The organism is Nocardioides flavescens (genome assembly GCF_009823805.1).
Lineage (GTDB): Bacteria > Actinomycetota > Actinomycetes > Propionibacteriales > Nocardioidaceae > Nocardioides > Nocardioides flavescens.
In genome coordinates, this window is the sequence record NZ_WUEK01000001.1 from 166,567 (window position 1) to 179,067 (window position 12,501).

The following is a 12,501-nucleotide window of genomic DNA, read 5'->3' on the forward strand; positions in this document are numbered from 1 at the left end:
CTGGACGGCATGGCCGAGCCGCTGCACCCGCTGCACCCCGCCACCCGCACCGTCCAGACCGGGCGTCCGCCGCACCGGCCCGACGAGCCGCTCAACGTCCCGATCACCCTCGCCTCGACGTACGTCGCGGGCGGCGAGCTGGAGTACGGCCGCTACGCCAACGCCTCGTGGACCGCGTTCGAGGACGCGCTCGGCGACCTGGAGGGCGGACGGTGCCTGGCGTTCGGGTCGGGCATGGCGGCCATCACCACCGTGCTGGACCTGGTGGCCCACGGCGACAAGGTCGTCGCGCCGCGCCACTCCTACACCGGCACCCTGCTCTCGCTGGCCGACCTCGAGATGCGCGGGCGCCTCACGGCGACGTACGTCGACATCACCGACACCGCTGCCGTCGCCGAGGCCTGCGAGGACGCCGCACTGGTGTGGTTCGAGTCGCCGACCAACCCCTCGCTGGAGGTGGCCGACGTCGAGGCGATCTGCGCCGCCGCGCACGAGGCCGGCGCCCGGGTGGTCGTCGACAACACCTTCATGACCCCGATCCTCCAGCGTCCGCTCGAGCTCGGCGCCGACATCGTGGTGCACTCGGCGACCAAGTTCATCGCCGGGCACAGCGACGTCCTGCTCGGTGCCGTCGTCACCGCCGACGAGCAGCTGTACGGCGTGTTGAAGGGCCGCCGCGACCTGCACGGCAACGCGCCGGGCCCGTTCGAGGCGTGGCTCGGGCTGCGCGGGCTGCGCACCCTGCACCTGCGGGTGGAGCGGTCGTCCGCCAATGCCGCCGAGCTCGTCCGCCGCCTCGCGCCGCACCCGGCCGTGGAGGAGGTCCGCTACCCCGGCGCCGGCGGCATCGTCTCGGTCGTCCTCGCCTCCGCCGACCACGCCGACCTGCTCGTGCGCTCCACCGCGCTGTGGGTGCACGCCACCTCGCTCGGCGGGGTCGAGTCGACGCTCGAGCGCCGCCGCCGCTGGCAGGCCGAGCCCGCGACCGTCCCCGACGGCCTCGTGCGCCTCTCGGTCGGCATCGAGGACGTCGACGACCTCTGGGACGACCTCGAGCAGGCCCTCGACCGCCTGCCCGGCTGAGGTGGTGTCGAGACGGCCGTAGCCGGCCCTCCTCAACCACCGTGCCGGTGGTCGGCCGGCCTCCTCAACCACCGTGCCGGTGGTTGAGGAAGGACGAAGTCCTGTCTCGAAGCCACTCCGACGGCGCGGCCCGGTCGTCAGTCCGTCTCAGCCTTGGTGTCGCGAGCGAGGATCGCGTCCATCATCTGGCGGGCGTCGAGACGCCCCGAGACCACGTCGTCGACGTACTGCGCGACGGGGGCGTCGACCTCGTTGAACTCCGCGAGGGCTCGCAGCGAGGCACAGGACTTGGCGCCCTCGGCCACCTGCCGGGTGGAGGCGTAGATCTGCTCGGCGGTCTGGCCCTGACCGAGGCGCTCGCCGAACGTGCGGTTGCGCGAGAGCGGCGAGGAGCAGGTGGCGACGAGGTCGCCGAGGCCGGCGAGCCCCATCAGCGTCAGCGGGTTGGCGCCGAGGCGCATGGCGAGGCGGGCGGTCTCGGCGAGCCCGCGGGTGATCACCGAGGCGGTGGTGTTGTCGCCGAAGCCGAGGCCGACGGCCATGCCGACGGCCAGACCGACGACGTTCTTGTAGGCGCCACCGAGCTCGCAGCCGAGGACGTCGGTGGAGGTGTAGGGGCGGAACGCCGGCGAGTGGCAGCGGTCCTGCAGCATCTTGGCCACGCCCTCGTCCTCGCACGCCACGACGGAGGCGGCGGGCTCGCGGCGGGCGATCTCCTTGGCGAGGTTGGGCCCGGAGATCACGGCGACCCGCTCGGGGCCTGCGCCCGTGACCTGGGCGATCACCTCGCTCATCCGGTTGAGCGTGCCGAGCTCGACACCCTTCATGAGCGAGACCATGACCGCCCCGTCGCCGATGTGCGGCGCCCACTCGGCGAGGTTGTCGCGGAAGGTCTGCGACGGGGTCGCGAAGATGACGACGTCGGCGTCGTGGGCAGCCTTCTCGACGTCGTGCGTCGCCGAGATCGCGGGCGGCAGCTCGATGCCGGGCAGGTAGTCGGTGTTCTCACGACGCTCGTTGATCGTCGCGGCGACCTCCTCGCGGCGGGCCCACATCGTCACGTCGTTGCCGCCGTCGGCGAGCACGATCGAGAACGCCGTGCCCCACGAGCCGGCTCCGAACACCGCGACCTTGCTCATCGACGTCCTTCCTGGTGGGGGTTGCCGAACTCCGAGACACCACGGGTGCGCGGGTCGAACCGCTCGGGCGGCGGCTCCTCACCACGCACGTCGGCGACGAGCGCGGTGAGAGCCGACATGATCCGCTCAGTGGCCTCGGCGATCGCCGCCGCCCCCTCCTGACCCTCGAGATCGGCCAGGTCGACGGGGTCGCCGACCTTCATCGTGACGAGGGTGCGCGGGAACAGGTGCGGCCGCTTGGCGTACGGCGCCAGCACCTCGTGAGCGCCCCACTGCCCCACCGGCACGACAGGCGCTCCGGTGGCGAGCGCGATGCGAGCCGCACCGGTCTTGCCCGTCATCGGCCACAGCGCGGGGTCGCGGGTGATCGTGCCCTCGGGGTAGACGACGACGCACTTGCCGTTGCGGACGGCGTCGACGGCCGCGGAGTAGGCGCTGAGGGCGTCGCGGCTGGCACGGAAGACGGGGATCTGGCCGGCCGAGCGCAGGAACCAGCCGAGCGTCCGGTTCTTGAACAGGCCCGACTTGGCGAGGTAGCGCGGGATCCGGCCGTGGTCCCAGACCAGGTGCGCGACGATCAGCGGGTCGGCCTCGGAGATGTGGTTGAGGACGAGGATGAACCCGCCGTGCGCGGGCAGCTTGTCGCCGTCGATCCAGCGGTGCCGGGTGGTGGCCAGCAGAGCGGGCTTCACGATCGGGACGGCGAACCACCACGCCCAGCCCCGGGGCCGCTCCTGCAAGGACCGCACCTTCACGCGCGCCAGGCTATCTCCCGCGCGCGGCAGCGCCCGGCCGCCTTGAGACGATGGGCTCGATGTACGTCGCCCTGGTCCCCGTGAAGCCGCCCGCGGTCGGCAAGTCGCGCCTCGTCGGTCTCGACGACGAGCAGCGCCGCACGCTCGCCGCGGCCTTCGCGATGGACACCGTCACCGCCTGCCTCGACGCCGCCCTGGTCGCGCACGTGCTCGTCGCGACCGACGACGCCGCCTTCGCCAGCGAGCTCGACGCCCTCGGCGCGCACACGATCCCCGACGGCGTCGCAGAGGACCTCAACGGCACGCTGCTGCAGTGCGCGGCCGAGGCTCGCCGCCGCTGGCCCGAGCTGGTGCCCGTCGCCCTCACCGCCGACCTCCCCGCGCTGCGTGCGCCCGACCTCGACGCGGCCCTGGCCGGGGTCGAGCCCGGCGAGGCGGCGTACGTCGCCGACAGCGAGGGCGTGGGCACGACGACGTACACGGCGGCGTACGACGCGTTCGCGCCGCGGTTCGGTCCCGGATCGGCCGCCGCGCACGAGGCGGGCGGGGCCCGGCGACTCGAGGCCACCGAGCGCCTGCGCCGCGACGTCGACGACCTGCACGACCTCGACGTCGCCCTCGCCCTCGGTGTCGGGCCCCGGACGGCCGCGCGGGCCGCCTCCCTGAGGGGAGACGGCCCGCGCGTGGGCTGATCGGGTTCAGGCCTTCTCGGCGGTCTTCTTGGCCGTCGTCTTCTTGGCCGGCGCCTTCTTCGCGGTCGAGGTCTTCTTCGCCGTGGACGTCTTCTTCGCGGTGGTCTTCGACGCCGACGTCTTCTTCGCGGTGCTCCTCTTCGCGGTGCTCTTCGACGCGGTGCTCTTCGACGCGGTGCTCGTCGCGGTCGTCGACTTCTTCGCGGCCGGGGCCTTCTTCGCCGAGGCCTTCTTCGCCGGTGCCTTCGTGGCGGTGGTCTTCGAGGTGGTGGTCTTCGAGGCCGACGCCTTCTTCGCGGTGCTTTTCGACGCGGTGCTCTTCGACGCGGAGCCGCTCGAGCCCGGGGTGGCGACGGCGACGGCCCTCTCGGCGGTCTTCTTGGCCACCGGGTAGGCCGCGGCGATGGTCAGCTGCGGGAGCTTCTTGGCGCCGGAGACGATGTTCTTCAGGTCCTGACCGGCGGTGAACTTCGGGACCGTCGTCTCGCGGGCCTCGATGCGCTCACCGGTCTGCGGGTTGCGGACCATCCGGGCCTGGCGCACCCGGCTCTCGAAGGCGCCGAAGCCGGTGATGGCGACGCGCTCCCCCTTCACCACCTCGCGGGTGATGGTGTCGAGCACCGCCTCGAGCGCGTGACGGGCGGCCTTCCTGTTGCCCTCGAAGCGCTCGGCGAGCGCGTCGATCAGCTGGTTCTTGTTCAACTGACTTCCCTTCCGGATGCCGTGGCAGAGCGGTCGCCCGTCCCTGCTGAGCAACCTAGGGACACACGCTCCCACCCACAACGACCACGGCCCCGCGAAACCGGGAAGTTTCGCGGGGCCGGGCTCGGTGTGAGGGAAGCGCTCAGCGGTCGAGGAAGCTCAGCAGCGCCCGGTTGAACTCCTCGGCGTGGCTGACGTTGAACCCGTGCGGGCCCTTCTCGACGACCACGAGGGTGCTGTCGGACAGCGCGTCGGCGGTGCGCTGGCCCGACACCTCGAAGGGCACCACGCCGTCGCTGTCGCCGTGGATGACGAGGCAGGGCACGGAGATCGCGGCCAGGTCGGCGCGGAAGTCGGTGCGGCCGAAGGCTCCGATGCACCCGACCACGGCCTCGTCGCGGGCGGGCTCGGAGAGCCCGATGGCCTGGTCGACCCGGGCCTGGCTGACCATCAGTTCGCTGCCCGCGGAGAAGAAGCCCTTCATGAACTCCTGCAGGAAGCCGGCGCGGTCCGAGCGCGCCCCCTCCTCCATCTCCTGCACGTCCTCCTCGGCGAGCCCGCCGGAGGGGTTGTCCTCGCTCTTCAGCAGGTACGGCGGCACGGCGCCGGCGAAGACGCCCGCCGAGGCCCGCGTGCCGCCGTACGTGCCGAGGTAGCGCGCGACCTCGCCGCCGCCCATCGAGAAGCCGACGAGCGTGGCGTCCTGGACCTCGAGCCCGTCGAGCAGGCCGGCGAGGTCGGCGGTGAAGGTGTCGTAGTCGTAGCCGTCGTCAGGCTTGTCCGAGTGGCCGAAGCCGCGCCGGTCGTAGGTGATGACGCGGTAGCCGGCCTCGGTGAGGGCCGGGACCTGCTCGGACCACGAGGCGCCGCTGAGCGGCCAGCCGTGGATGAGCACGACGACGGCGCCGTCGCCGCCGGTGTCCTCGTAGCTGAGGGAGATGCCGTTGGACTCGATCGTGGGCACAGCGCGCCTTTCCGTCGGGTGGGGGTGGAACCAGGAGTGGTTCGGTACCCCCGCCCCGACGGACGGGTCAGACGCGGGTCAGACGCGGGTCAGGAGTAGATCGTGACCGGCTTGAACGACGGGCGCTGCTGCTCGAAGGCGTCGATGGCCTCGGCGTGGCCGAGGGTGATCCCGATGTCGTCGAGCCCCTCGAGCAGCCGCCAGCGGGTGTAGTCGTCGATGTCGAAGGAGTCCTCGATCGCGTCGGGGCCCTCACCGGCGCGCACCGTGCGGGACTCGAGGTCGACGGTGATGACGCCACCGGGGTTGTCCTCGAGGAAGTCCCACAGGCGCTGGACGACCTTCTCGTCGACCTTGGCCGCGAGCAGCCCGGCCTTGCCGGAGTTGCCGCGGAAGATGTCGGCGAAGCGGCTCGAGATCACGACCTTGAAGCCGTAGTCCATCAGCGCCCACACGGCGTGCTCGCGCGAGGAGCCGGTGCCGAAGTCGGGGCCGGCGACGAGCACCGTGCCAGCGGCGTACTCCGGACGGTTGAGGACGAACGACGGGTCGTTGCGCCAGGCGGAGAACAGCCCGTCCTCGAAGCCCGTGCGGGTCACGCGCTTGAGGTAGACCGCGGGGATGATCTGGTCGGTGTCGACGTTGCTGCGGCGCAGCGGGACGCCGACGCCGGTGTGGCTGGTGAACGCGTCCACGTCAGCCCTCCTGTCCGGTGCTGGTGCTGGCGACCTCGAGCGGCTCGAGGTCGGCGGGCGAGGAGAGCGTGCCGCGGATCGCGGTCGCCGCGGCGACCGGCACCGAGACGAGGTGGGTGCGACCGCCCTTGCCCTGGCGGCCCTCGAAGTTGCGGTTGGAGGTCGAGGCGCTGCGCTCGCCCGGCTCGAGGGTGTCGGGGTTCATGCCCAGGCACATCGAGCAGCCGGCGCCGCGCCACTCGGCGCCAGCCTCCTTGAAGATGACGTCCAGGCCCTCGTCCTGGGCCTGCAGCCGCACCCGGACCGAGCCGGGGACGACGAGCAGGCGGGTCGAGGAGTCGACGCGGCGGCCCTTGACGATCTCGGCGGCGAGGCGGAGGTCCTCGATGCGGCCGTTGGTGCAGGAGCCGACGAACACGGTGTCGACCTTGATGTCGCGCATCGGGGTGCCGGCCTCGAGGCCCATGTACTCCAGCGCCTTCTCGGTGGCCGTCCTGTCGGTCGGCTCCTCGAAGTCGTCGGGGCTGGGCACGACCCCACCGAGCGGCACGCCCTGGCCGGGGTTGGTGCCCCAGGTGACGAACGGCGTCATGGTCGAGGCGTCGAGGACGATCTCCTCGTCGAAGACGGCGTCGTCGTCGGTGACCAGGGTGCGCCAGTGCGCGACGGCGGCGTCCCACTCCTCGCCCTGCGGCGCCTCGGGCTTGCCCTGGATGTAGTCGAACGTCGTCTGGTCGGGCGCGATGAGACCGGCCTTGGCACCCCACTCGATGCTCATGTTGCAGACCGTCATCCGGCCCTCCATGGAGAGCTCCTCGATGGCCTGGCCGCGGTACTCGACGATGTAGCCCTGTCCCCCGCCGGTGCCGGTGTGGGCGATGAGGGTGAGCACGAGGTCCTTGGCGGTGACGCCCTCGGGCAGCGAGCCGTTGACCGTGACGGCCATCGTCTTGGGCTTCGACTGCGACAGCGTCTGGGTGGCCAGGACGTGCTCGACCTCGGAGGTGCCGATGCCGAACGCGATCGCACCGAACGCACCGTGGGTGCTGGTGTGGCTGTCACCGCAGACGATCGTCATGCCCGGCTGGGTGAGCCCGAGCTGCGGGCCGACGACGTGGACGATGCCCTGGTCGAGGTCGCCGAGCGGGTGCAGGCGCACGCCGAACTCCGCGGCGTTCTTGCGCAGCGTCTCGACCTGCGTGCGGGAGACGGGGTCGGCGATCGGCTTGTCCCAGTCGACCGTGGGGACGTTGTGGTCCTCGGTCGCCAGCGTCAGGTCGGGGCGGCGCACCGTGCGACCGCTGAGCCGCAGGCCCTCGAAGGCCTGGGGGCTGGTCACCTCGTGGATGAGGTGGAGGTCGATGTAGAGCAGGTCCGGCTCGCCCGGCTCCGAGCGGACGACGTGCTCGTCCCAGACCTTCTCCGACAGTGTCTTGCCCATGTGCACTCCTTCGTCACTCGACCGGTCGAGTGTACGCCTTGCGGTCCCATAGTCTGAGACGGCAGTATTGCCATATGGACAACGGATCGGGCGTGGGGGTGCTCGACAAGGCCGCCCTGGTGCTCACGGCCCTCGAAGCAGGCCCCGCCACCCTGGCAGGACTCGTCGCCGGCACGGGCCTCGCCCGACCGACCGCTCACCGTCTGGCCGTCGCCCTCGAGCACCACCGCCTCGTCGCGCGCGACATGCAGGGGCGCTTCGTCCTCGGTCCGCGCCTCGCCGAGCTGTCCGCCGCCGCCGGCGAGGACCGGCTGCTCGCCACCGCCGGTCCGGTTCTCGCGCGACTGCGCGACATCACCGGCGAGTCCGCCCAGCTGTGGCGCCGCCAGGGCGACGTCCGCGTCTGCGTCGCCGCCGCCGAGCGCCCCTCGGGCCTGCGCGACACCATCCCGGTGGGCTCGCAGCTCACGATGCGCGCCGGCTCCGCCGCGCAGGTGCTGCTGGCCTGGGAGGACCCCGAGCGGATGCACCGCGGCCTGCAGAACGCCGCCTTCTCCGCCGCGGCGCTGTCCGGCATCCGTCGCCGCGGCTGGGCGCAGTCGGTCGGCGAGCGCGAGCAGGGCGTCGCCTCCGTGTCCGCCCCGGTGCGCTCCCCCAGCGGCAAGATCATCGCCGCCGTCTCCGTCTCCGGCCCCCTCGAGCGCCTCTCGCGTCAGCCCGGCCGCATGCACGCCCCTGCCGTCCTCGCCGCCGCCGAGCGGCTCTCCGAGTCGCTGCGGCGCGCCGCCGCCACCGACGCCGTCTGAGGGTGTCGGAACCCCAGCATCTGCTGGGATCGCCAACGTTCTGGGGTGTTGCAACGGCCCAGAACGTTGGCAGTACCAGCATCTGCTGGGGTTCCGCCGGAACGCCGTGGCGTTCAATTGGGGGGTGACGACCGAGGGCGCCGGGTGGCGGACGCTGGCCACGCGGGAGGTCTACGCCAACCGCTGGATCCGGGTGCGCGAGGACGACGTGACGCGCCCCGACGGCGGTGCGGGCATCTACGGCGTGGTCGAGGTGCGCCAGCCCGCGGTGTTCGTGGTGGCGGTGACCGACGCCGACGAGGTGCTGCTCGTGACGCTGGAGCGCTACACGACCGGGCGCAGCGTCGAGGTGCCGGCCGGGGGCAGCGACGGCGACGACCTCGAGGTCGCCGCTCGTCGTGAGCTGCTGGAGGAGACCGGTCACACGGCCCGAGACTGGACGCCGCTGGGCACGCAGTTCTCGCTCAACGGCGTGGCGCGCGCCGAGGCGCGGGTCTTCCTCGCAAGGGGCCTGAGCCGCGAGCCCGGTGCGAGCCTCGACGCCGCCGAGGGCATCGCCGCCGTCTCGGCCCACCCGTGGGGCGAGGTGCGCGAGATGCTGCGCGACGGCACCATCCACGACTCCGAGACCGCCGGAGCACTCCTGCTCGCCGCGCTCGAGCTCGGTTGGGCCTGAGGCGCCGCACTTCGCGCCGGGTCGGCGTCCGTCCAGCAGCACTTCGCGCCGGGTCGGCGTACGTCCAGCAGCACTTCGCGCCGGGTCGGCGTACGTCCAGCAGCACTTCGCGCCGGGTCGGCGTCAGAACAGGGCGCCGCGGGTCTCGAGGTCGAGCAGCGTCTGCTTGCGCCCGAGCCCGCCGGCGTAGCCGGTGAGGGTCCCGTTGGCCCCGATGACGCGGTGGCACGGGATGACGACCGGGATCGGGTTGCGGCCGTTGGCGAGACCGACGGCGCGCGAGGCGGCCGGGGTCTTGCCGATGCGCCGCGCCAGCTCGCCGTACGACGCGGTCTCGCCGAAGCCGATGCCGCGCAGCGCCGTCCACACGGTCTGCTGGAACGGCGTGCCGCGCGGGGCGAGCGGGAGGTCGAAATCCTCGAGCTCGCCGGCGAAGTAGGCCGTGAGCTGGGCGGCGGTCTCGACCAGCACCGGATCGGCGTCATCCCGCTCGCCCCGGTCGAGACCGTCGGCGGGCAGGTCGGGACCGACGACCGGGAACGGCGAGAACTCGATCATCGTCAGCGCGTCGTCGTGGGCGACGAGCCGCAGCTCGTCGATCGGTGAGTCGAGGACGGTCCAGGACACGTCAGGCTCCTTGGTCTGGGAGGGCTGCGGGGGCCGGCATGAGGGTGTTCCACAGGTGCAGCAGGGCGTAGGAGCGCCACGGACGCCAGCGGTCGCTGTCGGCGATCACGGCGGCGACCGAGTCGGGGTCGTGGCCCAGGCCGCGCAGGGCGTTGCGGACGCCGATGTCGGTGGGGAGGAAGACGTCGGGGTGGCCGAGGGCGCGCATCGCGACGTAGTCGGCGGTCCAGGGCCCGATGCCGGGCAGGGCGATCATCGCGGTGCGCACGGCGTCGCGGTCGGCCCCGCGGTCGAGGGCGACGGTGCCGTCGGCGAGGGCGCCGGCCAGTGCTACCAGGGCCCGCCCGCGAGCCCGCGGCATCGGCAGCGTCGTGGGGTCGACACCGGCCAGCGTCGCCGCCGACGGGAAGAGGTGGGTGAGGCCGGGCTCGCCGGTCTCGACCGGAGTGCCGTGCTCGGCGACCATCCGGCCCTGCACGGTGCGCGCGCCGGTCACGCTGACCTGCTGTCCGACGACGGTGCGGATGGCGGTCTCGTCGCCGTCGACCTGCCCGGGCACGCGCAGGCCCCGGCAGGCCCGCACCAGCGGACCGATGACCGGGTCGCCGAGGAACTGGTCGTCGACCGCGACCGGGTCGCAGTCGGCGTCGACGAGCCGGCGGGCACGCTCGAGCGCGGCGGCGGTGTCGCGCAGGTCGTGCAGCCGGAACTCCGCAGTGACGAACGCCGTCTGGCCGGTCGCCGGGGCGTCGTCGAGCTCGACCCGCACCGTGCCGGGCCCGTGCGGGAGGTCGAGGGTGCGGGCGTACCAGCCGCTGCCGTCGGGGTGGTGACCGGCGGTCTCGACACCGGGCACGAGGTGGTAGGCCAGGAAGGCGAGCAGCGCCCGGCCCGCGAACGGCGTCCGCACGGCCAGGCGCATCCGCACCGTCCCCACGGCGACCGGCTCGCCGGGAGCCCGGGTCGGGCCACCACCGCTGCGGCGGCGCAGCTCGGTCGGTGTCGAGGCGTAGACCTCGCGCACCGTCTCGTTGAACTGCCGCACGCTGCTGAACCCGGCCGCGAAGGCGATGTCGGCGAAGCTCAGGTCGGTCGTCTCGACGAGCACGCGGGCGGTCTGGGCGCGACGGGCCCGGGCCAGCGCGAGCGGTCCGGCGCCCAGCTCGGCGGTCAGCAGACGGGTGAGGTGGCGCGGGGTGTAGCCGACGCGACGGGCCAGCCCCTCCACGCCCTCGCGGTCGACGACCCCGTCGGCGAGCAGGCGCATCGCGCGGCCGGCGACCGTGGCCGCGACGTCCCAGTCGGGACTGCCGGGGACGGCGTCCGGTAGGCAGCGCTTGCAGGCGCGGTAGCCCGCCGCCTGGGCCGAGGCCGCACTCGGGTGGAAGCTCACGTTGGCGTACGCCGGGGTGCGGGCCGGGCAGGACGGCCGGCAGTAGATGCCGGTCGTGCGCACGGCCGTCCAGAACACCCCGTCGAAGCGGCGGTCGCGCGACTTCACCGCCCGGTAGCAGGACTCGGGATCGAGCCCGGCGCGCGGCTCCTCGTCCTCGGTGTTCGTCGTCACCCCACCATCCTGACCCACGGCACCGACACCGGGCTGGCGGGATTCGGACACCAGGACAGAACGTCGTCCGCGCCGGTCAGGCGCGATCCGCCGACGCCGGTTGCGGACGTCTGCCACGATTCACACGTGTCCGCCAGGCGGCTGGAGCCGCGCGATCGCCGTACCGTGCTGATCGTCGTCGTCGCCACCCAGCTCGTGCTGGCCCTGCTGACCGGGCTGACCGTGAGCTACGCGTACGGCCGCGTCGACGACATCGGCGCTGGCGACCCGATCCCCCACCGCGGGAAGAAGCCCGCCATCGGCGGTGACGCCCTCAACGTCCTGGTGCTCGGCTCGGACTCCCGTGTCGGGGCCGGCAACGACCTCGACGGGCAGACCGACATCGGTCAACGTGCTGACACCACGATCCTGGTCCACGTCTCCGCCGACCGGCAGACCGTCTACGGCGTCTCGCTGCCGCGCGACGCCCTCGTCGACCGACCGGAGTGCACGGACGCACAGGGCGACACCGTGCCGGCCGCCGACGACGTGATGTTCAACGACGCATTCTCCGTGGGCGGTCCGACGTGCACGGTCGCGATGGTGCAGGACCTCACCGGGGTCTACATCGACCACTACGTCGTCGTCGACTTCGCCGGCTTCAAGGACATGGTCGACGCGGTCGACGGCGTCACGGTGTGCATCCCCGAGGACATCGACGACAGCGAGCACGGCATCACCTTCCAGGCCGGCACGCAGACCCTCGACGGCCAGAAGGCCCTCGACTACGTGCGCGAGCGCTCCTCGACGCCCAACGCCGACATCGGCCGGATGAAGCGCCAGCAGGCCTTCATCGCCTCGATGGTCAGCAAGGTCGTCTCGGCCGGCACCCTCTCGAAGCCGACCCGGGTCTTCGCCTTCCTGCGGGCCGCGACCGCCTCGATCGTCACCGACCCCGAGCTCGACTCCCTGCGCGACCTGGGCGACCTGGCGCTGCAGTTCCGCAAGACGGGACTCGACGACATCACCTTCGTGACCGTCCCGATCGCCGAGGCGCCCTCCGACCCGAACCGGCTCGTGTGGACCGACCAGGCGCAGGGGCTCTGGAAGGCGATCACCGCCGACCAGCCGCTGCCCGCCCGCTACCGCGACGGGAGCATCAGCGCCGCCGAGACGCCGGGCACCCCGAGCGCGACGGCCTCCGGGAGCAGCCCCAGCGCCTCCCCCGGCACCACGTCTAGCGCGTCGCCCTCCGACGGCGCGACGTCGGCTGCCCCCACCGAGGGACCCACCCAGCAGGAGACCGAGGAGCAGGCCGCGCAGAACGGCCTCTGCGCCTGATCCGGCCCCCGATCCTGAGCCACGTCCTCAGCCA

General features: G+C 72.7%; 13 protein-coding genes. 5 read left to right on the top strand and 8 right to left on the bottom strand.

The window, feature by feature from the left end; translation table 11 throughout:
* Positions 1-9 precede the first annotated feature (9 nt).
* Positions 10-1,083 carry a trans-sulfuration enzyme family protein gene (locus GRQ65_RS00800; protein ID WP_160874194.1) on the top strand — a complete coding sequence of 358 codons (1,074 nt, stop codon included), beginning with the start codon at positions 10-12 and terminating at the stop codon, positions 1,081-1,083.
* A gap of 137 nt (positions 1,084-1,220) precedes the next feature.
* Here GRQ65_RS00800 and GRQ65_RS00805 read toward each other — a convergent pair whose 3' ends face one another.
* Entirely contained in the window at positions 1,221-2,222 is a 1,002-nt protein-coding gene (locus GRQ65_RS00805; RefSeq protein ID WP_160874196.1) for an NAD(P)H-dependent glycerol-3-phosphate dehydrogenase, read from the bottom strand.
* Positions 2,219-2,977, bottom strand: a complete 759-nt coding sequence (locus GRQ65_RS00810; protein ID WP_160874198.1) for a 1-acyl-sn-glycerol-3-phosphate acyltransferase — start codon at positions 2,975-2,977, stop codon at positions 2,219-2,221. Before GRQ65_RS00810 ends, GRQ65_RS00805 begins: the two co-directional genes overlap by 4 nt.
* Before the next feature lie 59 nt (positions 2,978-3,036).
* On the opposite strand from GRQ65_RS00810, the gene cofC reads away from it, so the two are divergent.
* A complete protein-coding gene (gene cofC / locus GRQ65_RS00815; protein WP_237447509.1) occupies positions 3,037-3,669 on the top strand; it encodes a 2-phospho-L-lactate guanylyltransferase in 633 nt (210 codons plus the stop codon).
* A gap of 6 nt (positions 3,670-3,675) precedes the next feature.
* Here cofC and GRQ65_RS00820 read toward each other — a convergent pair whose 3' ends face one another.
* From GRQ65_RS00820 to leuC, 4 genes are all read right to left on the bottom strand, one after another.
* Positions 3,676-4,371, bottom strand: coding sequence for an HU family DNA-binding protein (locus GRQ65_RS00820; RefSeq protein WP_160874202.1), 696 nt, complete (start codon positions 4,369-4,371; stop codon positions 3,676-3,678).
* A 142-nt stretch (positions 4,372-4,513) separates the two neighbouring features.
* Positions 4,514-5,335 (bottom strand): alpha/beta fold hydrolase, encoded by an 822-nt coding sequence (locus GRQ65_RS00825; protein WP_160874204.1) that lies wholly within the window; start codon positions 5,333-5,335, stop codon positions 4,514-4,516.
* An 89-nt stretch (positions 5,336-5,424) separates the two neighbouring features.
* Positions 5,425-6,030, bottom strand: coding sequence for a 3-isopropylmalate dehydratase small subunit (leuD, locus tag GRQ65_RS00830; protein WP_160874206.1), 606 nt, complete (start codon positions 6,028-6,030; stop codon positions 5,425-5,427).
* 1 nt (position 6,031) lies between these two features.
* On the bottom strand, positions 6,032-7,471 hold the full coding sequence (gene leuC / locus GRQ65_RS00835) for a 3-isopropylmalate dehydratase large subunit (protein ID WP_160874208.1): 1,440 nt from the start codon (positions 7,469-7,471) through the stop codon (positions 6,032-6,034).
* Positions 7,472-7,545: 74 nt separating this feature from the next.
* Between leuC and GRQ65_RS00840 the strand changes: the two genes are divergently transcribed.
* Positions 7,546-8,277, top strand: a complete 732-nt coding sequence (locus GRQ65_RS00840) for an IclR family transcriptional regulator (protein WP_160874210.1) — start codon at positions 7,546-7,548, stop codon at positions 8,275-8,277.
* Positions 8,278-8,401: 124 nt separating this feature from the next.
* Positions 8,402-8,953, top strand: coding sequence for an NUDIX domain-containing protein (locus GRQ65_RS00845; RefSeq protein ID WP_160874212.1), 552 nt, complete (start codon positions 8,402-8,404; stop codon positions 8,951-8,953).
* 123 nt (positions 8,954-9,076) lie between these two features.
* On the opposite strand, the gene GRQ65_RS00850 is transcribed toward GRQ65_RS00845, so the two are convergent.
* Positions 9,077-9,580: a methylated-DNA--[protein]-cysteine S-methyltransferase gene (locus GRQ65_RS00850; protein ID WP_337191404.1), complete on the bottom strand. Its 504-nt coding sequence runs from the start codon at positions 9,578-9,580 to the stop codon at positions 9,077-9,079.
* Position 9,581: 1 nt separating this feature from the next.
* Positions 9,582-11,147: an Ada metal-binding domain-containing protein gene (locus tag GRQ65_RS00855; protein ID WP_337191405.1), complete on the bottom strand. Its 1,566-nt coding sequence runs from the start codon at positions 11,145-11,147 to the stop codon at positions 9,582-9,584.
* 126 nt (positions 11,148-11,273) lie between these two features.
* On the opposite strand from GRQ65_RS00855, the gene GRQ65_RS00860 reads away from it, so the two are divergent.
* Positions 11,274-12,467 (top strand): LCP family glycopolymer transferase, encoded by a 1,194-nt coding sequence (locus GRQ65_RS00860; RefSeq protein WP_160874216.1) that lies wholly within the window; start codon positions 11,274-11,276, stop codon positions 12,465-12,467.
* Positions 12,468-12,501 lie beyond the last annotated feature (34 nt).